This window comes from Armatimonadota bacterium (assembly GCA_036504095.1).
Lineage (GTDB): Bacteria > Armatimonadota > DTGP01 > JAKQQT01 > JAKQQT01 > DASXUL01.
Map to the genome: position 1 here is coordinate 38,341 of DASXVS010000041.1, position 25,138 is coordinate 63,478.

Annotated in this window: 15 protein-coding genes; 4 read left to right on the forward strand and 11 right to left on the reverse strand. The window is 64.0% G+C overall.

From position 1 onward, the window contains the following. Positions 1-39 precede the first annotated feature (39 nt). Entirely contained in the window at positions 40-2,220 is a 2,181-nt protein-coding gene (locus VGM51_08260) for a hypothetical protein (protein HEY3413036.1), read from the forward strand. A 156-nt stretch (positions 2,221-2,376) separates the two neighbouring features. Next, the gene (locus VGM51_08265; protein ID HEY3413037.1) at positions 2,377-3,591 is read left to right on the forward strand and encodes an MFS transporter; all 1,215 of its coding nucleotides are present in this window, start codon (positions 2,377-2,379) and stop codon (positions 3,589-3,591) included. A gap of 82 nt (positions 3,592-3,673) precedes the next feature. On the opposite strand, the gene VGM51_08270 is transcribed toward VGM51_08265, so the two are convergent. The 8 genes from VGM51_08270 to VGM51_08305 form a co-directional block, all read right to left on the reverse strand. After that, a complete protein-coding gene (locus tag VGM51_08270; GenBank protein ID HEY3413038.1) occupies positions 3,674-5,014 on the reverse strand; it encodes a Gfo/Idh/MocA family oxidoreductase in 1,341 nt (446 codons plus the stop codon). A gap of 61 nt (positions 5,015-5,075) precedes the next feature. After that, a complete protein-coding gene (locus tag VGM51_08275) occupies positions 5,076-5,780 on the reverse strand; it encodes a DUF1080 domain-containing protein (protein HEY3413039.1) in 705 nt (234 codons plus the stop codon). Positions 5,781-5,813: 33 nt separating this feature from the next. Further along, complete coding sequence (locus tag VGM51_08280) at positions 5,814-6,473, reverse strand: DUF1080 domain-containing protein (protein HEY3413040.1); 660 nt, start codon at positions 6,471-6,473, stop codon at positions 5,814-5,816. Positions 6,474-6,502: 29 nt separating this feature from the next. After that, entirely contained in the window at positions 6,503-7,444 is a 942-nt protein-coding gene (locus tag VGM51_08285; protein HEY3413041.1) for an FAD:protein FMN transferase, read from the reverse strand. A gap of 99 nt (positions 7,445-7,543) precedes the next feature. Beyond that, complete coding sequence (locus VGM51_08290; GenBank protein ID HEY3413042.1) at positions 7,544-8,944, reverse strand: Gfo/Idh/MocA family oxidoreductase; 1,401 nt, start codon at positions 8,942-8,944, stop codon at positions 7,544-7,546. 46 nt (positions 8,945-8,990) lie between these two features. Beyond that, the gene (locus VGM51_08295; GenBank protein HEY3413043.1) at positions 8,991-10,265 is read right to left on the reverse strand and encodes a Gfo/Idh/MocA family oxidoreductase; all 1,275 of its coding nucleotides are present in this window, start codon (positions 10,263-10,265) and stop codon (positions 8,991-8,993) included. Between the two features lie 41 nt (positions 10,266-10,306). Further along, positions 10,307-11,032: a ThuA domain-containing protein gene (locus tag VGM51_08300; GenBank protein HEY3413044.1), complete on the reverse strand. Its 726-nt coding sequence runs from the start codon at positions 11,030-11,032 to the stop codon at positions 10,307-10,309. Between the two features lie 88 nt (positions 11,033-11,120). Further along, positions 11,121-11,747 carry a hypothetical protein gene (locus VGM51_08305; protein ID HEY3413045.1) on the reverse strand — a complete coding sequence of 209 codons (627 nt, stop codon included), beginning with the start codon at positions 11,745-11,747 and terminating at the stop codon, positions 11,121-11,123. 156 nt (positions 11,748-11,903) lie between these two features. On the opposite strand from VGM51_08305, the gene VGM51_08310 reads away from it, so the two are divergent. Continuing rightward, on the forward strand, positions 11,904-15,224 hold the full coding sequence (locus VGM51_08310) for a polysaccharide lyase family protein (GenBank protein HEY3413046.1): 3,321 nt from the start codon (positions 11,904-11,906) through the stop codon (positions 15,222-15,224). Between the two features lie 50 nt (positions 15,225-15,274). Here the strand turns inward: VGM51_08310 and VGM51_08315 are convergent, their stop codons facing one another. Then, the gene (locus tag VGM51_08315; protein HEY3413047.1) at positions 15,275-16,717 is read right to left on the reverse strand and encodes a rhamnulokinase family protein; all 1,443 of its coding nucleotides are present in this window, start codon (positions 16,715-16,717) and stop codon (positions 15,275-15,277) included. Next, positions 16,714-20,490, reverse strand: a complete 3,777-nt coding sequence (locus VGM51_08320; GenBank protein HEY3413048.1) for a glycoside hydrolase family 2 TIM barrel-domain containing protein — start codon at positions 20,488-20,490, stop codon at positions 16,714-16,716. The genes VGM51_08315 and VGM51_08320 overlap by 4 nt, the downstream gene beginning before the upstream one ends. Positions 20,491-21,036: 546 nt before the next feature. On the opposite strand from VGM51_08320, the gene VGM51_08325 reads away from it, so the two are divergent. After that, positions 21,037-22,458: a cation diffusion facilitator family transporter gene (locus tag VGM51_08325; protein ID HEY3413049.1), complete on the forward strand. Its 1,422-nt coding sequence runs from the start codon at positions 21,037-21,039 to the stop codon at positions 22,456-22,458. An 84-nt stretch (positions 22,459-22,542) separates the two neighbouring features. Here VGM51_08325 and VGM51_08330 read toward each other — a convergent pair whose 3' ends face one another. After that, a complete protein-coding gene (locus VGM51_08330) occupies positions 22,543-25,110 on the reverse strand; it encodes a DUF4965 domain-containing protein (protein HEY3413050.1) in 2,568 nt (855 codons plus the stop codon). Positions 25,111-25,138: the final 28 nt, after the last annotated feature.

Below are 25,138 nucleotides of genomic sequence, written 5' to 3' on the forward strand. Positions count from 1 at the left end.
CGTGCCGAAGGCTCCGCCTACATGAGATAAGGCAGAATCATGAACGTCAGTGTTACGCGCCTGTCGGGCGCCATCCTTGTCGCGCTTATGGCCTGGCCGAGCGGCGCGCTCGGTGAAGGCCTCCCGGCCTCCTCCTCCGGTGTAGCGGTGGACCTGGAAGCCGCCACGGGACGTTACACCGTTACCTCGAACAAGCCTGACTTCACTTTCAGCGGGAAGCTGTCTGCCGCGCCCTCCAACGTCACCACGAAGTCCGGGCGCGATTCCGCGGGCAGGTACGACGAGATATCGTTTCAGTGGATGCAGGACGGCCGCATCGACGGCTCGATCAGGCGATATCGGGACAGGCCCATCGCGCTCTTCACGTGGCGGACCGGTGAGGCAAACCAGGCCTCGCCCATCGCCTTCCCGTCATTCACGGAGATCCCGCAGGGGCTGAACGTCCTCTCGTACAGGGACGTGAATTTCTCACCGTTCGCTTTCGCTCCGGAGAAGGGCAGCACGCCGTGGGTGCTCTTCGATGGGAACGGGAACACGGCGGTTGTGTCTCCCGCGGCGAACTTCATGACCGCCAGCATGACCGGCGACGCGAAATCCGAAATCACCTGCGCGATCGACGCTAGAGTGGCCAACCTGCCGAAGGGCTTCACGCATAAGACAATGCTTGCCTTTGGCCAAGGGATCAACGCGACGTGGGAAGCGTGGGGCAAGGGGCTGACCGACTTCGTGGGGGTGAAGCGGCCCGCCTATGATGCAGATTTCTACCTGAAGCACCTGGGGTACTGGACCGACAACGGCGCTGCCTACTACTACAACTACGACAAAGCCCTCGGGTATGAAGGCACGCTTCTGGCGGTCCGCGACGAGATGCAGCGGTTGGGCATCCCCATCCGGTACGTTCAGTTGGACAGCTGGTGGTACCAGAAGACGACGGTCAACTACAAGGGCGAGGATGAGAAGAAGCCGAAGGTGGCCAGCCTTCCCGAGGGTACGTGGAACGCCTATGGCGGCCTGACCAAATACGAAGCGCACCCGTTCGTCTTCCCGGATGGCCTGGACGGGTTCCACAGCAAAGTGGGCATGCCGTTGGCGACGCACAACCGATGGATCGACGTGAAGAGCCCGTACCGTGAAAAATACGATATCCCCGGCCTGCAGTCCACCGATCCGAAGTACTGGGAGGAGATCATCGGCTACATCGCGCGCTCCGGCGTGAAGATGTACGAGCAGGACTGGCTCAACTACACCTGGGACTACTCGCCGCGCTTTCATACCGAGCCATACACGGCGGCCGCGTTCCTCACCGCAATGGCGAAGGCCTGCGCAAATCACGGCCTGACGATGCAGTACTGCATGGCGCAGCCGCGGTTCTTCCTGCAGGGCGCCACGTATCCCAACCTCACCAACATCCGCGTCAGCGATGACCGCTTCGACCGCGGGAAGTGGGAGCGCTTCCTGTACACGTCGCGCTTCGCGTCCGCGCTGGGCGAGTGGCCGTGGGTGGACACGTATATGAGCAAGGAGCGCGACAACATGCTCCTCGCCACACTGAGCGCCGGCCTGGTGGGCTTCGGCGATTTCATGGGCCAGGAGAGCGTTGAGAACGCGCTGATGGCCGCCCGCCCCGACGGCGTGCTGGTGAAGCCGGACGCATCCATCGTGCCGGTCGATGCGAGCGTCCTCTCGGACGCGCGAAAAGAGCACAAACCGATGGTGGCATCCACGTATACGCGGCACGGCGATCGCAAGACGGTCTACGTGTTCGCGTTCCGGCGCAAGGGTGATACCGAGAATACGGAGTTCCTGCCCTCCGACGTGGGAATGAACACCGCAGGGTACCGGTGGTATCCCTTCGACGGAGGAGTATCTCCCGTCGAGGCAGACACTACCATCCGGGGGAAGCTGGCGACAGACGATTGTACGTTCCTTGTGCTCGCGCCGACGGGTGTATCGGGAATCGCCTTCCTCGGCGACTTGGGCAAGTTCGTGGGCACGGGGAAGCAGCGCATCGAATCGATATCGGAAGTACCAGGCAGCCTGACGGCGACCGTGCTGTTCGCGGAGGGCGAGAAGAGCGTTACGCTGCACGGCTATTCACCCATCGGGCTGCAGAGTTCGGCCGGCCCGGTGAGCTGGGATGCCAAGGGCGGGCATTTCACCCTCGATGTCGCGTCCAACGGGAAGCCGCGTGTCACGCTGACGATATCGGAGAAACGATGAACGATGAGCGATGAACGATGAGCGATGCACGATGAACGATGAACGATGAGCGATGAACGATGAGCGTTGAGCGCTGTGGATGCGCCTTGGTTCTTCCGATACTCAAGCGACGGCACGCTCGCCATTTGGCCCTAATGCTGTCAAAGGAGATCATACTTGTCCACATCCACAACTCAGACCGCGGTTCCGCGCGGCCGCCTCTTCGTCGCATCGTGCATCGCACTCACCGCAACCGGCATGACGTTCGCCGTGCGTGGCGATATCATGCCCGCGCTCGGCCAGAAATTCGCCCTCAGCGACTACCGGCTTGGCCTGATGGCCGGCGCGGCATTCTATGGTTTCGTGCTTTCCATCCTTTTCGGTGGTATGCTGGTCGACCTGTTCGGAATGGGTGCGATCCTGGCGCTGGCATTCCTCGCCCACCTCTGCGGGCTCGGCATGACGATCTTCGCCAACGGCTTCACGATGCTTTTCGCGGCCACGCTCATAGTGGGCATCGGCAACGGCCTGGTGGAAGCCGCGTGTAACCCGCTGGTGGCCACCATCTACCCGGACCAGAAGACGCACCGGCTCAACCGGTTCCACGCCTGGTTCCCCGGGGGCCTCATCATCGGGGGGCTGGTGGCGTACGGCATGACCCAGGCGCATCTGGGCTGGCAGTACAAAATTGGGGCCATCATGGTCCTCGTGGTGGTTTACGGCGTCCTGTTCACGGGGCACAAGTTCCCGGCGACCGAACGCGTTCAGGCGTCGGTGACCACGGGTGACATGTACAAAGAGGTCTTCCGCCCGGTATTCATTCTGCTGTTCCTCTGCATGTTCCTGACCGCCGCGACGGAACTCGGCCCCAACCAGTGGATACCGGCGACGCTGGGCAAACTCGCAGGAGCCTCCGGCATTCTCGTCCTGGTCTTCATCAATGGGGTGATGTTCGTAGGCCGCAATCTGGCGGGACAGTTCGTCCATAAGATCTCGCCGGTTGGCCTGCTGGCGTGCGCCAGCGTACTCTCTGCGATCGGCCTGTACAGCCTCGGGCACGCGGACACGCCGATCAAGGCCTACGCGTCGGCAACGGTGTTCGCGCTGGGCATCTGCTACTACTGGCCCACCATGCTGGGTCTCACCAGTGAACGGTTCCCGAAGGGCGGTTCGCTGCTGCTGGCCATCATGGGCGCAGCGGGCAACCTGAGCACGGCCCTGGTCCTTCCATTCATGGGCAAAATCTACGACACCCACAAGGATAACCCGGGCGTCGCATTCCAGACGGTTGCGATGTTCCCGGTCGTGTTGGTGGTGGTGTTCGGCGCGCTGTACCTGAGCGACAGGGCGAAGGGCGGCTACAAGCGCGTGAAGCTGGAAGTAGCGGCGTAAACGAAACGATGAACGAGGAGCGATGAACGATGAATTTCGGAATCCGGATTCATCGTTCATCGCTCCTACTTCATCGTTCTGTTCAGATTTTGCGCGTAGGCAGCGCCCAGGGCTTGCGGGCGGGGCGGCTGAGCATGGCGTTCGCCGCCGGATTGTCCTTAAACAACTCCTTCGCGGGATCCCAGTTCAGCTTGTCGCCGCCGAGGCGGAGGCAGATGTTCGCCAGGTGGCAGATGGAGACCGACCGGTGTCCGATTTCGGCGTCACAGATGGGCTGCTTGCGCGAGCGAATGCACTCAATGAAGTTGGCGGCGTGGTCGTTGGACTCGTAGAGCCTGGTCGCGTTTGCCGGCAGCGGATCGTCGAGTAGTTTCTGGTCGCTCGCGTTGATGGCGCCCCTGCTCACGAAGATCCAGCCCTCTTCGCCCTCGAAGCGGACGCCGTTCTCCCCCTGGTTCGTGACGTGAAGCACGGCGCCGTTGTCGTAGGTGAAGTCCAGGCCGAACTCGGGGAAGGTGTTGTAGCAGTTGTGCCCGATGATCGGGCCTTTGCCCATGCCTTCCACGCTGATCGGGCCCGAGCGGTCGTACCCGAGGCCCCACTGGGCGATGTCGTTGTGATGCGCGCCCCAGTCGGTTAGCATCCCGCCGGAGTAGTCCAGCCACCAGCGGAAGTCACCGTGGCTGCGTTCCTTGACGTATTCGGTTTCGGGCGCGGGGCCGAGCCACATATCCCAGTTGAAATCGGCCGGCACCGGGAGCGCGGGGAACGGTCCGCCGGTGGGGCCGGTGGGGAGGCGGGCTTCCACTCTCTTGATCTTGCCGATGCGCCCGTTGCGCACGAGTTCGCAGGCCTTTCGGAATCGGGCATCGGAGCGCTGCTGGCTGCCCGTTTGGAAGACCGCGCCGGTGTCGCGCCAGGTTTTAACGATCTGGCGGCCCTGTTCGATCGTGAGGGTCAGCGGCTTCTCGCAATAGACGTCCTTGCCGGCTTTCATCGCGGCGATGGCGATGAAAGCGTGCCAGTGGTCCGGCGTGCCGATCACCACGGCGTCGATATCCTTCTGGGCGAGGAGTTCGCGGAAGTCGGCGTATTTGCGGCAGTCCGCCCCAAACGAAGCCGCGGCCTCGTCCAGGTGGACCTTGTCAACGTCGCAGGCGGCGACGACCTTGACGCCCTTCTGACGCGCGCAGTTGTGGGTGTCGTTCAGTCCCTGCCGGTAACCGCCCTTGCTTCCGCCGGGGCCGATGACGGCGATGTTGATATTGTCGTTGGCTCCGAACGCCTTCCTGGGGCTCTGCGCAAACGCCGGCTGCGCGCCGGCGAGGCGATCTCCCAGTGCGAGTCCGAGTCCTACACCGGCCGCGAGGCGACCCGTCCGCGAGAGCATTTCGCGCCGGGTGATGGGGTTCTGTTCGCTCATTTGTTCAGGTTCCTCTCAGGACGACACGACCGGCGTGACGCCGGTCGTGTCGCGCTCGATATCAATAGTGACCCGCGCCCTTCAGGGGGAGCGGCTTTACCCAGACGTTCCGGTAGGTAACGGGAGTGCCGTGGTCCTGAAGCACCAGGGGGCCCGCCTCCTGGCCCTCCGGATCGGTGGCAGAGCGTGTCGGGTGAGGCGCTTCGGTATTGTTCTGGACAAGGATGCCGTTCTGGAAGACGGTCAGCCTTGCGTTCTCTATCTTCTTGCCGTCGGCGTCGTAGCGCGGCGCTTTGAAGAAGATGTCGTAGGCCTGCCATTCAAGCGGGGGCTTGCAGGCGTTGACGAGCGGGGCGGCGGTGTCGTAGATGGCGCCGCAGTCGCCGCGCCCGGGATCAGTGATGCCGTAAGAGTCGAGCACCTGGACCTCGTATCGCCCCTGAAGGTAAACGCCGCTGTTGCCGCGTTCCTGGCCGGTTTTGTCCGCCATCAGCGGCTCTTTCCATTCCACGTGATACCAGCCGTCCAGGAATTTCTCCTTGCTGGCGTTATCGCCGCCGCCGCCGGAGAGCATGGACTTGTCCTTCTCGATCTTCCAGGCCCTCGACCACGCGTCGGTGTTCTTGCCGTCATAGAGGACGACGGCTCCCTCGGGCGGTTTGCCGCCCACGCCGAGTACCCTCGTATCCGGCGCGCCCTTGGCCAGGGCCGGCACGGCGACGGCAACGGCCAGCGCCGCGACGAATCCGTAATCTGCGAATTTCATGTGTGTACCCTCGGTTCTTTGTACAGGCCCGCCCTAGCGGGACAGGCTCTTGATGCGGATATTGCGAAACGCGACATTGTTGGTCGGCTCGTGGTTCTGAACGCCGATGTAGCCTTCCAGCGACCGTGTTCCCACGTAATCGCAGACCTTCTTGCCGTTGATGGTAACCACGTAGTGATTTCCCACGACTTTGATGACCTCGGAGTTCCATTCGCCGTAAGGTTTGCCGGGCACGAAGGTTGACGGGGCGAAAGTGTAGACCGCGCCCGTGCGGTGCAGGTCATCCCCTGTGTCCGAAATCTGGATCTCATAGCCTTGGTTGACCGGCTTCCAGGGGTCGTCGCCGGGGTCCGGGAAGCGAACGAAGACGCCGGAGTTGCTGGTCTTAGAGAGGGCCTTCCAGTCGAGTTTGAGTTCGAAGTCCTTATATTTGGCCTTGGTGTACCAGAGCAGGCCCATGCCGCCTTCGGCGAGCATGCTGCCGTCGGGGAGGAGTTTGAAGCTGCCGGGCCCGGCCATTTTCCAGCCGTCGAGGCTCTTCCCGTCAAAGAGGCGCGTGAAGCCTCTATCGAGTTTGGCGAGCTTGCCGGCGGGGGCGCCAAAGCCGGCGGGCGCAGCCTGATCTTGGGCGAATGCCGCCGAGGCGATTACGAGAAGCGCCGCGCCGGTGGCTGCGGTTATGCTGAATTTCATTTTGAGTGTTCCTTTCCTGGGGTCAGTGCTCAATGCGCTGGCGAGAGTGAATGCGAGGCGGCACTGAGCGTTTGCGGCTCGCATGGGACGACGAACGCGGCGTCCGGAAACAGAGGGGCGAAGCAGGGCAGGGTGGCGGCCTCCGCTTCGCCGAGGACCAGAAGCGCCGTGGAAAGCGCGTCGGCGTCCGTGGCGTTGTCCGTCACCACGGCGGCCAGTCTCGCCCGCTCGCACGGGCTGCCCGTCCTAGGGTCGAGGACGTGGCCTAACAGCCGTCCGTCGTCAGATGTGAACGCCTTTCCATGGACTGCGCTCACGGAAAGCGCCTGCCCGTCCGTGATGGTGACGGATCTGAGGACGCCGTCCTCCGAACCGGGGTCACGGATCGCGATGTTCCATCCCTCGGAATTGTCCGATGAGCCGAGGGCGATGACGGTGCTGGTGCCGCCGTGCATCAGGGCGGAGCGCACACCCATATCCCTAAGGATGTCCGCCGCGGCGTCCAGGGCATAGCCCTTGCCGATCGCGCCGAGATCCAGGCCGACTCCGGGACTGTCAAAGCGAACGGACGACGTCTCGGCATCGAGGGAAATGTGTCGTATACCGGTGACGGCGCGGGCGGCCGCAATCTCACCGGCGCCGGCGGCATGGCCGGATGCACCGATGAAGCCCCAGGCGCGCAGCATAGGCAGGACGGTTATATCGAACGCTCCATCGGTGGCGCGGGACAGGGCCTGGCAGCGCTGGAAAAGCGTGAAAACATCGGGGTGAACGCGGACCCAGCCTTCCGCGGCGTGGGAATTAACGCGCGCAGCCTCGCTTTCGGGGCGATAGATAGACAGGAGTCCCTCGATCCGTTCAACCTCGTCAAGCGCCGCCTCTCCGACCGATCGCAGACGCCCGGGATCGGCCCCGCCGCCCAGGACGAGTTCGAAGCGCGTCCCCATCAAGTAGCGGCCGAGGGCAAGCATTGTGGGAAGGACATGAGGAAACGGGGAAACGGGGAAATGGGGAAATGGATCGGAGTCCGTTCATTTCCTCATTGCCTCATTTCCCCATTTCCTGGTCTGTTAGGCGATGATCTGGCGTTTGATGGGGTCGAAGTTCATCGTCTTGTGCTCGAGTTCCGCCATTTCGGCGAGGGAGACGATGGTCTGAACGCGAACCGCAAGGCCGATGTTACCGTTCGGCGTCTTGCCGGTGCGGATGCAATCCAGCCAGTTCTTTTCGTGGACCTTAATGTCCTCGCCGGGGCCGACGACCGGGAAGTCCTGCGGATCGATCTCCTCGGCGAACGGGCGCTCCGGGCTGAGGGCGACTTTGCCGCCGCCGAAGCGGAGGGTCGCTTTGTGGCCGCGGATCAGATCTTCCAGGCCCTGCTCGTTGACGGTGGACAGGAAGACGTACATCGTAACGCCGGACGGGAACTCAACCAGCGTGTGGATGGTGTCCGCCACTTCGCGGTCGGTGGAGATCTTCATCGTCCCAAGGGCCGTTACGCGGGAGGGGAATTCGGGCTTGTCGCCGAAGACCGCGATCATCAGCGGGTGGAGCTTGTGGGGCATCAGGTCGCCGAGCAGGCCGGCGGAGTAATCGCGATACTTGCGGTAGCGGAAGAAGCGGGCCTTGGAGTCGTCGTTCCAGGGGCGGTCCGGCGCGCTGCCGAGCCACATCTTCCAGTCCAGGTTGTCCGGGCCGGCGCCGGCGTCGATGTTGTAGTTCCATTCGCCGCCCTGGCTGTTGCGGGCATAGGAGCCCTGGCAGGAGACGAGTTCACCGATCTTGCCGGAACTCACCACTTCGTTGGCGACGTGCCACTTGGTGTCCGAAGTTCCCTGGGAGCCTACCTGGAAGACCTTGCCGGTCTTTTCCTGTGCGGCCAGAATGGCAAAGCCTTCGTCCATGTAGCGGGTCATCGGCTTTTCGCAGTATACGTGTTTGCCGGCTTCCATGGCGTCGATGGCGATCTGGGCGTGCCAGTGTTCCGGGGTGGCGATGACGACCGCGTCCACGTCCTTATTGTCGAGGAGTGCGCGATAGTCCTTCGCGGTCTGAACCTGCGCGGAGGCGTCATATTTGAGGATGGCGGCCTTGGCGCCATCCAGGCGGGGCACGTAGACTTCCGAGACGCCGATGGAGCGGGTATTGTTGACCTCGCGTTCGCCGTTCAGGATGTGGAGGTGCGCGCCGCCCTGTCCGCCCACTCCAATGTGAGCGATGGCGATGCGGTCGTTTGCCCCGATGACGCGCCCGGATGCCATGCGCACGCGCGGCTTCAGCCCGGCGGATTTGAGAACTTTGGGTTTTGCCTTCGCCACCGCATCGCCCGCGGCGGCTGCGGCGAAACCGGGGGTTCCCATAGCGATGATCGTGCCGCCGACGCCCAATGCGGCGGTCTTCAGGAAGTCTCGGCGGGTTGTGCCCGCGTTTTCGGTTTCAGCCGGCTTGAATGAGTCTTTTTCGTGTGACATGGGTTTATCCATCTCCAGTAAGTGATGATGTGCGGGCATTGGCGCCCTACAGGTCGTATAATTCCTTCGCGATGGTGATTCTGCTGGCGGAGTTGACCGCCTCGTTGGCCTTGATGACGGCGACGGTGCTCTGGTATCCCTCGGTAGGCCCTGCGAGGGGTTTCTTGCCGGTGCGGATCGCCGAGAGGAAACCGTCCACGGCGTAGTTCAGCATCGCCTGATCGGTCATGGCGGGCGGAGCGGAGGAACCGGGCTCCTTGCCGAGCGCCAACTGCTTGCTGGCGTCCGCCACCAGGGCGATTCCGGTTTCGTCGCCGAGTTTGTCCTTGTGCGCGTAGACTTCCCAGCCCAAAGCCTTCGCGTCCGCTTCCTTGATGAGCCAGCCGCGTCCGTCCCGGAGGTAGATGGCGGAGTCGGAGCCCATCATGAGTTCGTATTTGCCGTCGAACGAATTCGCAACCGTGGCGTCGTACGCCAGGTGCACGCCCTCGGGGTACTCGAAGATGCACTGAACGGTGTCCGGCACGTCACGGCCGTCCTGCCACGCCAGGATGCCGCCGAAGCCGGACACAGCGACCGGCGTCGAGCGGAGGTACCAGTTCATCAGGTCGAGGGGCTGGATTCCGAGTTCGCCGACGAGGCCGAGCGAGGTGGCCTTCGAAAGCCGCCAGTTCAGCGCCTGCTCGCGTTCCGGTGTGGGGGCAGCGCGGCGCCAGTTTGTCTTGCGGTGATACTGGCCCCGTATCTGGGCGACCTTGGAGAGAACATCGGTCTCGATGAACTTGCGGACGTGCGTGCTGATCGGCAGCATGCGTTGAGTCAGTCCGCTCTGGAATATCCGGGTGGAAGCCTTGCCGGCCAACGCGATGGCCTTTGCGTCCTCGATGGTGTAAGCCAGGGGAGCCTCGCAGTATACGTGTTTGCCGGCGGCGATCGCGTCCAGGACAATCTGCTTGTGCTGGTGGGTGGGCGTGGCGACAAACACGGCGCTCACGTCCGCGCGACCCAGTAGCTGCTTGTAGTCCTGAACGGCGGTTGCCTTCGTGGCGACGGTCAGTGCGCGGGTGTGGGCCGGGGTATAGGTGTCGCATACGGCTGTCACCGGGGCGTTGGCAGCGCGGGCCAGGGAATCAATCAGCGCGCGCCCCTGTGCGCCCAGGCCGATAACCGCGCAGTTCACCGGTGCGCCGCCGCCGGCGGGGGGCGCCGGCGCCGCGGGTGTCTGTGCGCGTAACTCTTCCGCGGCGAGCATCGAGAACATCATCGCGCCCGCACCCATCGTTAGAAACTGCCGGCGGTCCATGCCGGAATTGTCAGCCATCCGTTTACCTCATGTAGTGGTTCTAGTGTTGTCTGAGTCTGCTACTTGCTGGCCCCGGCCGCCCATCGGATCCCGCCCAGCAGGTGCGCCAGGAGGAGCGGTTCGGAGTAGGCTTCCTTCGGGTGCCCGCACCCCGTGTACCAGATGCGCGCCTTGCCGATGTTGCGCCGCCACGCGAACGGGTGGTCCTTGCCCATTTCCCCGCCCTTGTAAGTCGATTCGTCCACAGAGAAGAGAACGTGGACTTTGGGCCGCGGGCTGGCGGTGAACTCGTACCACTCGTCGGAGCGCTCCCAGGCAGCGGGAAGCATCCGCGTGGAGACGTCCTTTCGATCCTCAATGCGGATGGTGGCCTTCTGGAACGCGGGATGACGCTTGAACTCGGCGCCCAGCATCTCTTTGTACCACGGCCAGTTGTGCTCGGTGTCGGTTGCGGCGTGGATGCCGACAAACCCGCCGCCGCGAGCGATGTAATCCTTCAACGCGGCCTTCTGGGCGTCGTCGAAGAGATCCCCCGTGGTGTTGAGGAAGATCAGGGCCTTGTACTGCGCCAGGCCGGCGGGCGTGAAGAGCGAGGCATCTTCCGAGGCGTCGACGTCGAAACCATTGTCCTGTCCCAACTTCTGTATCGCAGCGATCCCGGCCGGGATCGAATCGTGGCGGAAGCCGGTGGTTTTCGAGAAAACCAGGACACGAAACCGCCTGTCTTTCGCGCCCGAGGGAACCGCCATCAATGCGAGGAGAGCAATCAATAGTAGGTGTTTCATCAAATCCACTATATGAAGTTGACGCGCGCAGGGGAAACTTCAAAGTGGCGAAAATTGGGATAGCGGGCAATCTCACCCTTGCAGCCGGTCAACCCAGCTTGACGTTCCATGTCAGTACGGCGTAGCCGAAGGTGTGATGCGGCGAATCATTGGTGCGGTATAGCGCCGGATTGAACGACAGGGACGGCGTGAGGTTGTAGGTGAAGCCGGCGGTTGAGGAGTTGCCTTCGCCGCTCTGGTAGTCCACCTGCCATTGCAGAACAGGATTCGACTGGTATGCATAGCCGAGCACGGCCTGCGAATGGGCGCCGTTTCGCAGAAGGCCGGCGATCGCTTTATGGGCGCCCACATAATATCCCCCTTCGAGGAATGGCTGCGGCGCGCTGCCGTCGCTGCTCCAGCCAGTGAAACCGGTGGATAACAGGTACGGGCCGTGGTTGATGAGGCCGTACTCCGCGGCGGCCGTCTGAAGCCCGGGCTTCATTCCTTCGAAGAACGCCACCTCAAACCTCGGCGTTACGCCATACTCGGTCTGAAACTGGAGCGCATTGCCGATAGCCTCGTGCTGCGCCTGGAAAGAGAGTGACAGGATGCCAACCGGCTGAATGTCCGGGGTAACGATCTGGTTCAGCCCCTTGGTGGTCGCGCCGCTACGCCCGCATACGCACGCCGCGATTGAAACACACGCCAGAAGGCACTTTCGCGCGTCATTCACTGATAATCCCTCCCGCACCGTTCGATGGATGGAAATGCCTGTACGTACCGCATCCCTTTAGCGGCAGGATAGCATGGCAGACGGCTTCGTTTGAACCGGGACGCCCGGTCGTGACCAACATGGCGCATCGACGAATTGCAGAGGGGAGACCGAACGTTGAAGACCTTAACTGGACGCCGCGTGCCATCCGTGCTGTGCGCCCTGACTGTCGCATCGATCTGCGCGGCGGCTTCAGGAGAGCCCGTGTGGACGATCGGCCGCGAAAACCATGACGCCGGCGAGTTTGCTCTGGCGCCCGCCGCCTATTACACGTATCGGGACGATGCGTATTATGTGGTGGGCAGATCGAACCCACGAACCGACTGGCCGTACGTTCTCCCGGGCCCGGCTGACTCCTGGGCGGGAAGCAGGAAGCACGAATGCGCCATCGCGTTCGGCCTGAAGCCCCCGCCCACGGCCGAATGCCGGCTCCGCCTCTCGCTGGTGGACGCGCAAGACACGAAGCCCCCGAAGCTGGCGATACGCGTTAACGGGACCGGTTTCGAGGCCGCGACGGAGCGCGGCGCCGGCGATTCCAGCATACAGGGCGATGCGTCCGCCGGCCGGCCGCAGGCGATCGATGTGGCCTTTCCCGCCGGATTGCTGCACGCGGGCATCAACGAGATCACGATCTCGACGGTATCCGGAAGCTGGCTCGTCTGGGACGCGCTGTCTCTGGACGCGCCGGGCGCCGAGGTCTCGGACGCCGAGCTCACACGCATCGCCGGCGTTCAATCGCCGCCGGTGCTCGTGAAGCGACTTGGCCGTCTGAACCAGATCGCTGAGGTGACCATCGCCCGCGCGGGGGGAGCGCAGGATGTGGCCGTCTCGGTCGGTTCGCACACGGTGAAGGCAAGCCTCCACGACGGACGGCAGACGGTGGAGGTGCCGATCGGCGAGGTGGCCGGCAGGGTGAACCTTCCGGTATCGGTGACCAGCGCAAACGGCGCGCCGGTCGCAACGGGATCCCTGGGCGTCGAACCGGTGCGCAAGTGGGAAGTGTATCTGCTGCCGCACTCGCACGTGGATATCGGCTATACGGCGCTGCAGTCGGACGTGCTGAAGAAGCAATTCAGCAATCTGGAGACGGCCATCGACCTGGCGCGGCGCACGCGGGACTACCCCGAAGGCGCACGTTTCGTGTGGAGCGCCGAAGTTCTCTGGGCGGTCGATGCGTACCTGAAACAGGCGCCTCCGGCGAAGCGCCGCGCGCTGGTCGATGCGGTCCAGCGGGGCTGGATCGAGTTGGACGCGCTTTACGGCAACGAATTGACGGCGCTGTGCCGCCCCGAGGAACTCTTCCACCTCGTGGAGCCTGCCGGGCGGTTGGCTCGGGAAACGGGCGCGCCGATCCATTCCGCGATGATCACGGATGTTCCCGGATACGCGTGGGGACTCATCCCCGTTCTCGCGCAGTCCGGCGTACGCTATTTCTCCTTCGGCCCCAATTCGGGCGATCGCATCGGCCCCACGCTGAATGCGTGGGGCGACCGGCCGTTCCGGTGGGAGACCCCGGCCGGCGATGCGTCGGTGCTCTGCTGGATGGCCGGGACCGGCTACTCCTGGTTTCATGGACAGACGCTGGCCCAGAAAGGCGACGCCGAACTGCTGGACTATCTGAAGTCGCTGGAGGGCAAGGCGTACCCGTACGACATGGTGCAGGTGCGGTATACGACCAATGGCGATAACGGCGCGCCGGACCCCACGCTTTCCGACACGGTCCGCGACTGGAACGCCCGCTACGCTTACCCGAAACTGGTGATCGCGACAACGACCCGGATGTTCCGCGATTTCGAACGGCGGTATGGCGCGAAGATCCCCCGCGTGCGCGGGGATTTCACGCCGTACTGGGAAGACGGAGCGGCATCGACCGCCGCGGAGACGGCGATGAACCGGGCCGCCGCCGAGCGGCTGACGCAGGCGGAGGCGCTGCAGGCGATGCTTCGCCCGGGCGTGCCGCTGACCGGCGCGTTTGAGGACGCCTGGCGTAACGTGGTCCTTTACGACGAGCACACGTGGGGCGCGTACAACAGCATCAGCGAGCCGGACAGTGCGTTCGCGAAGGGCCAATGGGCCGTCAAGCAGAAGTTCGCGCTTGATGCCGACCGACAGTCGCGAGCCCTTCTGGTGTCCGCGACGGGAGTTAGCGTCCATGCGGCGCCAAACGCGGTTGACGTGTACAACACTTCGTCTTGGGACCGGACCGATCTAGTGACCATCGCGCCGGCTCTCAGCCGCGCCGGCGACCGCGTCATCGGGCCCGGCGGGGCGGCGGCGCCATCGCAGAGGCTTTCCGACGGCTCCCTGGCGTTTCTTGCGCGCGCAGTGCCCGCATTCGGAACCCAGCGTTACCGGATACTGGCGGGCCATCCCATCGGAGGGAAGGCCGCCGTCACCGCCACCGCGCTTCGCGTTTCGGGCCTGGCCATTGCGATCGATCCGGCGACGGGGGCGATAGTGCGCGTGACGACGAAATGGGGTAACCTCGCCCGCAAACTCAACGCGTACTTGTACGTTGCCGGGCGCGATCCGGGGTCTCCGGCGCCGAACGGCCGGCCCACCATCACGGTGAAGGAGCGCGGACCGCTCGTCGTGGCGCTGCAAATCCGGTCCTCGGCGCCGGGCGCGAATTCGCTGGTGCGCGAAATCCGGCTGGTGGAGGGCCTTGACCGCGTCGATATCACCAACACGCTGGATAAACAGGCGATCCGCACGAAGGAAGGCGTTCACTTCTCATTCGCCTTCGATGTGCCGAATCCCACCGTCCGCCTGGACACCGCCTGGGCGGTGGTACGGCCGGAAACGGACCAGATGAGCGGCGCGTGCAAGAACTGGTTCACCGTACAGCGGTGGGCGGATGTATCCAACGCGTCGAGCGGAATCACAATGGCGACCGTGGACGCACCGCTGCTGGAGATCGGCGGGATCACCGCGGAACGGCCGTGGATGGCGCATGTCGCCCCGTCATCAACGTTGGTCAGTTACGTGATGAACAACTACTGGCACACCAACTACAAGGCGGACCAAAGCGGCCCGACCGAGTTCCGATATGCGTTACGGCCCCACGGGAAATACGACGCCGGCGGCGCCGCGCGGTTCGGCGCGGAGGTTAGCCAGCCCCTCGTCGCCGTACCTGCCGCGGGGGCGGACGCGAACGGGTCACTCGTGCGGATCGAGCCGAATTCGGTGCTGGTGACGTCGCTACGGCCCGCCGCGGACGGGAAGGCCTTGCTGGTCCGGCTGTATGGCGCTTCGGGCAGGAAAGAGAGTGTGCGGCTGAGGTGGTCGAGCCCGCGCAAGGTCTCGTTCTGCGATCCCTCGGGGCGGCCGCTGAAGCCTGTCAAAGGCGAGGTCGTCGTGCCCGCGTGGGGAATCGTGACGCTGAGAGCGGAGCCTGTCACGCAGCGTCAGCTCCAGAAGAAGCGTCAGCTCCAGTAGAACGGGTGTCCCGCCTGTTAAGGGTTAGGGAAACGGGCGGGACGCCCGTTCTACTGTGATTTGGTTGCGAGGTCTTCCCAGCGGGACGCGGCGAGGGGATCGGGCTCGAAGGTCTCGACGTCGAAGGAGTGGCGGGAGACGTCCCTTGCCGCTTCCCAACCGGATATTACGCCGGCGGCGACCATCTGCGCGAGGGCATTCCCCGCCGCCGTCGCTTCCGCCGGGCCAGCAACCACGGGTATGCCGCACGCGTCGGCGGTCCACTGGTTGAGCAGGCGGTTGCGTGAGCCCCCGCCGACGATGTGCAGCACCTCGAAGCGCCGGCCCTGCAGGATCTCGAGCGCCGCCAGTTTGCGCCGGTAGGCGAGGGCGAGGCTTTCAAGGCAGCACCGGATGAGCGGGCCTGCGCCGTCGGGGGCGGGTTGACCGGTCCACACGCACGCGGCGCGGATCGCTTCGGGCATATCGGGCGGCGCGAGGAAATCGGTGCTGGAAGCGTCGATGACCGGGCCGCCTTCGGGCGCCGCTTCCGCCAGCGCCGACAACTCCTCGTAGGTGTAATCATGCCCCGCCTTCTTCAGCGAGCGGCGGCACTCCTGTACCAGCCAAAGGCCCATGATATTGGACAACAGGCGGGTTGTGCCCGCCACGCCGGCCTCGTTGCTGAACCCCTGTCGAAGCGCGTCCGGGGTGATGAGCGGCGATGGGCGCTCCACGCCCAGGAGCGACCACGTTCCACTGGACAGAAATGCCCAGGAACGGCCGGCGTCGCCCGGCACCGCAACCACCGCCGAACCGGTGTCATGGGTGGCGGGAGCATAGACCGGCACGCCGCCGTCCGTCTCGCCAATCCTGCCGCCGGCCTCCACGATCTCGCCGAGGAACTGGGATGGCAGGCCGAGGGCATCAAGGATGGCGTGGTTCCAGCGATGCGTGAGCGGGTTCAGGAGTTGCGTCGTGCTGGCATTGGTCCTTTCCACGCAGCGCGAATGCCCGCCGGTCAGCCTGTTGTGCAGGAGGTCCGGGATCATCAGGAGGTGTTTCGCCTGTTCCAGCATCTTCGGGCTCCGCCAGTACCGCGCCAGCAACTGGTAGACGGTATTGAACGGCAGGAACTGGATGCCGGTGGCCTCCCAGATCGACTCACGGGACACAGTCTCCAGGGCGTCCTCCATCGCTCGAGTGTGGCTTTCATCGCGATACTGGACGGGGGCTTCCATGAGCCGGCCGTGACTGTCCAGCAGGCCGAAATCGACGCCCCAACTGTCTACGCCCACGCCGTCAACGGGGCCGGCAGCCTGAAGGATGCCGGAAACCTCGCTCCAGATGCGTTCAAAGTCCCACCGGCGGACGCTGTCGGCACCCAGGTCCTCGTCGCCACGGTTGGTGACGAAGCGGCCAAGCTCGCTCAAGGAGAGACGACCGTCGGCGTACGTCGCCAGCACGCCGCGACCACTTTCCGCGCCGAGGTCGAACGCGAGGAACCACTTCACCGGGCGATCCTCTTCGACGCCAGGACGTTGAGGTCGGCCAGCGAAGTGAACCCGTTTCCGTTCACTTCGCTCAGCGCCACCAGTTTGATGTGGCGGGCCGTGACCGGCCTGGGGAAGCGCACCGTCCGGCCGTCCGGGGTGTTCGGAAACGCGCCGGTGGCAACCGCGCTGCCCCAGTCTTTGCCATCCGCGCTCACATAGAACTCGTAACGCCCGATGCGCCCGTTCTCCATCCCCTGACGGGGCAGGCAGGTGAACCCGATGAGTTCCAGCGTTTCGCCCATATCCACGACGATCTGATGCGGCAGGCCCGTGGGCTTCGTTTGCCAGTTCGTGTGCCAATACGTGTCGTCGTCGCCATCGATGGCATTCGCGACGGCGCCCTCGCCCGGCTCAACGGAATCCGCGGTTACCTTCCAGTTGGCGCGGGAGATTTCCAGCGTGGGCTCGATCACGTCAAATGTCGCCATTGAGTCCGCGCCCGGAAGACGGCTATCCGCAAAAACGGCGGCCTTCAAAGCGCCTCCCGGGAATGAGAATGGAGCCGTGTACGTCTCTGAGGCGTCCGTCGGCAATGAGCCGTCGCGGGTGAACCGAATACGCGCCCCCGGGGTCGTCGAGGTGATCGTCACCGTGCCGGTGGCCGACCTGGTGATTGCGGGCGCGTCCGTGAGAGGCAGCGCGACCCGGGCTTCCGCCACGGGATCGCCGTCGCACGGGCGCAGGGTCCAGCGGAACCGGAATGTGCCGGGGTTGAGGATGTACTGCCTCATCGGGCGCGGGCCGCAACTGGCGTTGCCCAGGCCCATCTGCGCGTAATCCAGATTGAGGATCACGTCTTCGCGCGGGCGCAGGAGGTGCAGGTGCGACGTTCGGAGCAAATCCTCTGGCGTGAAATGCAGCGCGGTCAGCATCATATGGCTGTCCGCCGTTATCAGAAGGCCCTTTCCGGTCTCGTCCGTAAGCGCCGCCCAGCGGACGTCCTCCTTCGCGCCGTCCTCCTGGGGACGGACGTTTGGAACGAGCTGAGCGGTCACCGTACCGGCATACAGCCCGATGTCCGCGCTCTGCTTGCGGTCCGGATAGGATGCCCACGGGCCGCGACCGTACCAGGCGACGTTCTCGAAGGCTTTGGGTAACGCGAGCTGCAGGCCGACGCGCGGCAGGACCGGCAGATCACCCAGCGGCTCAACCGTGTTGTCCATCACGATCGCACCGTTGCCGAGGACGGTGTAAACGCAGGTATGCGTGAAGCCCCGTCCTTTCGCGCCGATCACATCGATGCTGACGGCCACTTCAACCGCGTTGTCCGCCATCGGCCAGATGTTGAATGAGCGAACGCGGCGCTGGAGGACGGTCAGGCCCGCGTTGAAGAAGGAATCGCGCATCCAGTTGTCGTTGTCGGTGAACGCCCGCAGAACGCTGAGCGCGGGGCCGTTGGAGGCCTCGCCGCCGTCCTTGATAATCGTTTTGCCGTTGTAGATCAGTGAAGCGATGGCGCCGGTGGACTGGCGGAACGAAACGCTGAACTCGGCGCCGGAAAGGGTATCCAAGTCGCCATCTCTATGGTGAACGATGTTGGGCAGAGTGGCGACCGGCGCCATTGTCGCGGGGGCGGTCGCCGGCAGCTTGATCTGCTGCCACGCGACTTCATAGCCCTTGGCCGCCCAGACCGTATCGGCGCGCAGGTGGAAACTCACGCGGAGGAAGTATTCCGCTCCCGGCTTTGCGGTGATCGCGGTCATCGGAATCCGCAAGCTTCCGGATGTGGACGGCCCTATCTTCAAGGGTGGCAGCTCTCCCGATTCGATGGCACGGCCGTCCTCGGTAACGCTCCAGTGGACGTCGTAGGCGCTCAGGTCCGTGAAGAACTGCTTATTCGTGACCTTCACGAGGCCCTTCGCCAGGTCCTCCGGTTCCACGGCGATGTACTGGTAGACTTTCTTGACCTCCCAGGTCTTGGGATAGGGTTCCCGGTCGGCGGAGATCACGCCCTTGATGCAGAAGATGCCGTCGTTGGGTTGGTCGTCGAAGTCGCCGCCGTACGCCCAGACCCACGGCTTCTTGCCGTCCGGGGTAGCCGGCCCGTCGGTGTAGCGTCGAAGGCCCTGGTCGATGTATTCCCAGATGCAGCCGCCTATGAGGCCGGGGTATTTTTCGATGGCGTCCCAGTATTCCTGGAAATTGCCCAGAGAGTTGCCCATTACGTGGGCGTACTCGCACATGAAGAACGGCTTGGGGTTGGCGGATTTGCCGCGGGCGATGATGCTCTCCACGGAGGGGTACATCGTGCTGTCGATGTCCGCCACCGAGTTCATGCCTTCATAATGGACGGGACGCGTGGAATCCAGGGCATGAACGGTGTCGGCGGCGGCCTTGAAGTTGTCGCCATGGCCGGCTTCGTTGCCGAGCGACCAAATGATGATGCTCGGGTGGTTCTTGTCGCGCTCGACCATATTCGTCACGCGATCCACGTGTGACGCGCGCCACTCCGGCCGCGCCGCCAGCGTGCCAGGCGCTTCGTAGCCCATGCCGTGCGTCTCGATATTGGCCTCGCTGACGACGTAGATGCCGTACTTGTCGCAGAGGTCCAGCCACTTGACGTCGTCCGGATAATGGCACGTGCGCACGCAGTTGACGTTGAGGCGCTTCATCCATTCGATGTCCTGCACCATGCGTTCGAACGGCACGGCGCGCCCGTGGTCGGGATCGTGCTCGTGGCGGTCAACGCCCTTCAGTTTGACGGGGCGGCCGTTGACGAGGAAGACGCCGGATTTCCATTCCACCTTGCGGAAGCCGGTATTGCAGCGGGCCACTTCCAGAACCTTTCCGGCGGAGTCTTTGAGCGTGACCAGCGTGGTGTAGAGGTACGGATCTTCCGCGGACCAGAGGCGAGGCTTCGAGATGGTAACGGTTCCAGCCACAGCGCTTTCAACGCCTTTGGCGATGGCGCCGGTCTGCTTCTGGATAAGGGTGGCGGGGCCAACCCGCTTGCCGGACGCGTCCAGGAGGGTCAGCTCAACGGAGTATGGCTGCACGTCCGCGGCGCCGAGGTTGCGCACTGCCGCGGCGAAGTTGATGATCCCATTGCGGTAATTCGCATCCAGGTCAGGGACCGCACGAAAATCGCGGATTTGGACTGTCGGGGTCGAATACAGGTAGACATCGCGGTAAATGCCGCTGAAGCGCCACACGTCCTGGTCTTCCATGTAACTGGCGTCGGACCATCGAAAGACCTGCGCGGCAACGGTGTTCATTCCTTCGTGCAGATACGGTGTGATGTTGAACTCCGCAGGGGTCATGCTGTCCTTGCTGAAACCCACGTACTGACCGTTGATCCAGAGGTAGAAGAACGACTGCACGCCCGCGAAATGGATGAAAACCTGGCGTCCGGCCCAACCGGCGGGGATGCGAAAATCTCGGCGGTAGGAGCCCACCGGATCGTAGTTGTGATCCACGAAAGGCGGGTTCGCCGGGAAAGGATAGGTGATGTTGGTGTAGATCGGGACACCGTAGCCTTCCATTTCCATGCAGGAGGGCACGGGAATGGTGTCCCAGTCCTTCATCCCATAGTCCGCATTTTGAAAGCCTTGCGGCCTGTCGTCCGGTTTGCCCACCCAGTGGAATTTCCACGGGCCGTTGAGCGACTGGTGGAACGGGGACGCCTCCCGGGTTCCGAGCATCGCCGAAGCGGTGTCGGCGTAAGGGATAAGCGTACTGTGGGGCGCTTCCTTATTGAGGTGGAGCGCTTCGGGGTTTTCCCAATCGTTCACGGCGGATCTCCCTGTCTTCGGTATCGCCAGCAACGCGGCGGTGACTGCGAGTATCTGAAGGGCAAAACGGGGATTCAACATCGGATCTCGGACCTTTCCTGGCGGGTGGACACTTACTGGGAGGATGGCCGAATTATCGCGGCGACGGCAAATGCGCTTCCATCGGCTGAAGCCGACGGCTGCCGAACGAAACCGGCTGAAGCCGGTTGCTCGGTGCTGCGCCGCTCCGTTGAGCCGGTTTGAACCGGCTTTGTAGGCTAGCCGTCGGCTTCGGCCGATGGCGCAACGGCTTTACCCAAATCTGACACGTGCCTTACGTCTCGTCGCTTGTTGACGCGGCTCGCGCGCATGCGATACATTAGGGGTGAAGAGCAGGCAGCCCGGTGAATCGGGAGTAGCCGGGCCCGCGCGTGGCGGGCAGCAGGCATTGATGAGCCCTGCGGGACTGAAACCAGGTTCCGCGGGGTTTTTTGCGCGATCCCGCCGGGCACGTCGCCGGAGCGTCGGCCGGCATCGGGTCGTGCGCGCTTCACCAGGACACACGAGATGAGTAAAAGCGAAACCGCCATCCGCCGGGCCGGCGAGGAGAAGCGTTGGGTGGCGCTCACCTCGGTGGGCGCGGCCGTCCTGCTGACCTCCACAAAGCTGGTCATCGGTATCTCCACGGGGAGCCTCGGAATCCTGTCCGAGGCGGCGCACTCCGGCCTGGATTTTGTGGCGGCGGCGATCACGTATTTCGCCGTCCGGGTGTCGGACCGTCCGGCCGACGCGGACCATACCTATGGCCACGGCAAGGTTGAAGCGCTTTCCGCGCTCGTGGAAACGCTCCTGCTGCTGATCACCTGCGCGTGGATCATCCACGAAGCGGTGGCGCGCCTACTGTTCCGGGAGGTGCACGTCGAGGCGACGCCCTGGGCCTTCGGGGTCGTGCTGATGTCGATCGTCATCGACGTGTCGCGGTCGCGAGCCCTGATGCGCGTTGCGAAGAAGCACAACAGCCAGGCTCTGGAGGCGGACGCGCTCCATTTCAGTACGGACGTCTGGAGCTCCACCGTGGTGCTCGTCGGCCTCGCGCTGGTGAAATACGGCGAGTTGACGCATGCGGGCGCCGGGTTCCAGAGAGCGGACGCCCTGGCGGCCCTCGGAGTGGCCGCCATCGTGATCCAGGTGTGCTTCAATCTGGGGAGGCGGACGCTGGACGTGCTGCTGGACAAGGCGCCGGCCGGCCTGGCCCTCGAGATCGAGGAGGCTGTGAGGGAGGTTGACGGCGTGCGCGGGGTCCACAGGCTGCGCCTGAGGCGCGTTGGCCCGGACATCTTTGTGGACCTGGTCGTTTCGGTGGAATCGCATACGCAATTGCAGCGCAGCCATGCGATCGCGGAATCCGTTGAAGGCGAGATATGCAGGCTGTCTCCCGGAGCGGACGTCGTCGTTCACGTGGAGCCAGAGCCCCGCGCGGGCGAGTCCGACATTGAGCGCATCCGCGACGTGGCGGCGGGTCTGGGGCAGACGGTCCATAACGTCGTCCTTTGGGAGCACAGCGGGAAAACCCACGTTGACCTGCATGCTGAACTGCCGGATGGGATGGAGCTTGGAGACGCTCACGACGTCGCGGATGCGATGGAGCAGGCCATCCACGAGGCACTGCCGGATGTATCCTCGGTTACCATCCATATCGAGCCGCGCGAGGATCGTCAGGGGGTCACGGAGGACATTACGGCTCATTCCAAGAGCGTCATATCCCGCGTGGAGGCTGCCGCGGCCGCGGTTGGCGGCGTGCTGGAATGCCACGATGTGAGTGTCCTCAAGACGGCTCAGGGGCATCGGGTGGCGATGCACTGCGTGTTTGACGCGTCGCTGTCCGTGTCGGAAGTGCACCGGATTTCGTCACAGCTTGAGGAGAGAGTACAACGGACTGTTCCGAACGTTATCCGGGTAACCACACACCCGGAGCCGCTCGGAAAGTGACGGGGCGGGGCGCGCGCCCCTGCGGCGCGCCATACAAGTGTGCTACAGGCCGCCCGTGCGGGCGGCCTGTAGGTCTTTCATTCGTCAGTCGCCGCCGCTGAGGACGTCTACGAGGCCGACGTCTATGCCCTGGCCGCCGGTGGTCTGGTGGCAGTGCGCCGCCAGCGTGATCTTAGCGCCGGGCTTCAGAAGAGCCGCGGCGGCGGGAGAGATGTCCAGCCACGTATAGGCGTTCACGTAGCCGGCCTCGGACGCGGCGGGAACGCCGTTCACGTAGATCTCGACGTCCTCGTCGTGGTAGACGCTGAACTTCAGCGCGCGGAACCTGCCCTCGGGCATCGTGAACTCCCGACGAAGCCAGATGTCATCGGTGTTCCATGCCGTTCCGGCGACCGCTCCGGGGGTGCCGCGCGATCCGAATCCGCCGGGCCCTTCGGTCCAGCCCGAGGCGTCGAACGCGGGTGAAGCCCAATCGTCGGCCGGCTTCGCCGTCGTGTAGCGCCACATGACCGGCGTCCGCTCGGAAGTCGGGACCACTTCCTTCACCTCCGGCGGTGTGGGCAGCGGAGCCCACTTGCCGACCTTCGCCTTGTCGCGGCCGGCCCACTTCTTCCACACGGCGTCGTCCGACATCATCTTGATGAAGATACCGCCGATGACCGAGCGGGCGCGGAAGCCGGCCTCCCTCGCGTCCGTGGTCTCGTACCAGTCGGTGAACGGCACTCGCGAGCGGGTGTCGTTGACGGAGTCATAGGCGGCGGCGACGATCGCGTCGAGGTCCTCGCGCTTCTCTGCCATCGTTGCCGTCCAGAGCTCCCAGTCGGTTTTGGTGTACGTCCTCCGGCTGTCCAGCGGCACGCCGTAACGCTGCATCACGGTCCTGTAGAAGGCCAGTTCCTGGCGCGCCACGGACGCCGGGAAGATGTCCAGGCCGAGCAGGCGATCCCACACCAGGTTGTATTTCTGGCTCCAGGTTCCGGGCTTGTCGAACGCGAGGCGCGTATGGTCTCCATCGGCGGCCATACGGACCCATTCCTTCGCCATGGAACGCGCGCTTGCGAAGAAATCATCGGCGACGTCCTGCTTGCCCAGCATTTCCGCCATCCGGGCGTACGAAGCGAGCGCGAGGATTGCCTTGGCAGACAGGTTGACGTTGTGCGCCAGGTGACCGGCGAAGTCGTCGGTGCAGAGCTGGTTTTCGGGATCCAGGCCTTTTTCGCGCAGGTAGTTCGCCCATTTGGTGAGCGTTGGCCAGTAGGCGCCGGCGTATCTGGCGTTGCCGTCCGTCTTCGCCAGCCCGGCGATCATCAAGAGCATATCGCCGCTTTCCTCAACCGGCATCTGATTCTCTTCGGTGCGTTCGCCGCCGCCATAGACCTGGCCGCCCGCGATGGGGTAGGTCCCCAGATCGTGCGGGGCAAACGACCACTTCCAGCGGGGCGACGCGGCGTAGTCCAGCACGGGGGTCAGCTGGGCTTTCAGCAGTGACGGGCTGACGAGCAGGAGCAGCGGCGAACCGGGGTAGATGACGTCCACGGTGGCTATACAGCCGTTGCTGGAATTCTCCTTGGGGAAGTAGAGCGGCTGTTTCTTCGCGTCCGCGGCGATTCCGCACGCGGCGAGGGATTGGCGGTAGGCCAGCGCGCACAACTGGGCGTATTTCGCGCCGCCGAGACGTTCCGCATCCGCGGTGATATCGCGGTCGAACTCCACGCACCGCTTCTCGATGCCGGGGAATTCCTTGTAAGCGGTTCGCAGCAGGCCCTCCGGGGTCGCGCCATTGCGCCGCCAATACGGCCGGAGTTTCGTCCCGAAGTAGCGGATGGAATAGATCTCGTCGTACGCCAGGATCACCTGGCGCGTGACCGGTTCGGCGCTCACCTTGCCAAGATCGAAAGCGAAGGCCAGTGCGGTCTGGTTGGGGTCAGTTGGCTGCCGTCCGTTTTCATTGAACGTGATGGGGCTGCCGGTGAAGTCCGACATGATCGCCTGGCTGCCGCCGGCGACGGCCTTTTCACCCTGGCCGATGGCCGAGGCGACGTAGACGTAGCCCCAGTCGATTCGGTGATCGTCGCCGGACGAACGCAGCACCGGCTGGGAATCGGTTCCAGCCCTGAGCCAGGACAGTGAACCCGCCATCCCGCGCTCGATCCCCACGGCTTCGCGAGGCGTGTTCACAGCCAACAGCGTGCTGGTGCTGTCGAAGAGCGAGACCGCGTGGGACTGCCCATCGATGGAGCGCACCTTCCACGTAAGGTAGGTGAGCGGGCGCGCGAACACCTCGAGGTCGTCCGGGAGCGAAGCGGTGAGGAACGTGAGCGTCACGTCTACCTGTTCCGTTGCGAAACGGTAGATAGTGCGCGTTGGCGTCACTTCCAGGCCGACCTGGGGCATCGCCTCGACGTTCTCGGGGTCTGCGCCCATCAACCGGAATGATTTGCCGTCAACCTTAATGATGCTGGAGAGCGGTTGCGCGCGGTTGGTCCAGTGGACGGTGGTGGCATCGGTCAGTCGATCGGCGGATGACCAGATGCTGAGGAATGGGTTGTTCGCCACGAGCGGCACGGAAGGCGGGCGGAAGGCGGTCTGCCCCCACGCGGGTATCGAAACCGCGAGGGCGGCGCAGACGGCAAGTCGCTTGGTAATCAGCATTTAGAGTTTCCTTGTTTTCATTTTGATC

Excerpts from the sequence above, each read along its gene's own strand:
- VGM51_08260 (HEY3413036.1), top strand. The coding sequence starts at position 40 with ATGAACGTCAGTGTTACGCGCCTGTCGGGCGCCATCCTTGTCGCGCTT.
- VGM51_08270 (HEY3413038.1), bottom strand. The coding sequence starts at position 5,014 with ATGAGCGAACAGAACCCCATCACCCGGCGCGAAATGCTCTCGCGGACG.
- VGM51_08275 (HEY3413039.1), bottom strand. The coding sequence starts at position 5,780 with ATGAAATTCGCAGATTACGGATTCGTCGCGGCGCTGGCCGTTGCCGTC.
- VGM51_08280 (HEY3413040.1), bottom strand. The coding sequence starts at position 6,473 with ATGAAATTCAGCATAACCGCAGCCACCGGCGCGGCGCTTCTCGTAATC.
- VGM51_08285 (HEY3413041.1), bottom strand. The coding sequence starts at position 7,444 with ATGCTTGCCCTCGGCCGCTACTTGATGGGGACGCGCTTCGAACTCGTC.
- VGM51_08290 (HEY3413042.1), bottom strand. The coding sequence starts at position 8,944 with ATGTCACACGAAAAAGACTCATTCAAGCCGGCTGAAACCGAAAACGCG.
- VGM51_08295 (HEY3413043.1), bottom strand. The coding sequence starts at position 10,265 with ATGGCTGACAATTCCGGCATGGACCGCCGGCAGTTTCTAACGATGGGT.
- VGM51_08300 (HEY3413044.1), bottom strand. The coding sequence starts at position 11,032 with ATGAAACACCTACTATTGATTGCTCTCCTCGCATTGATGGCGGTTCCC.
- VGM51_08325 (HEY3413049.1), top strand. The coding sequence starts at position 21,037 with ATGAGTAAAAGCGAAACCGCCATCCGCCGGGCCGGCGAGGAGAAGCGT.
- VGM51_08330 (HEY3413050.1), bottom strand. The coding sequence starts at position 25,110 with ATGCTGATTACCAAGCGACTTGCCGTCTGCGCCGCCCTCGCGGTTTCG.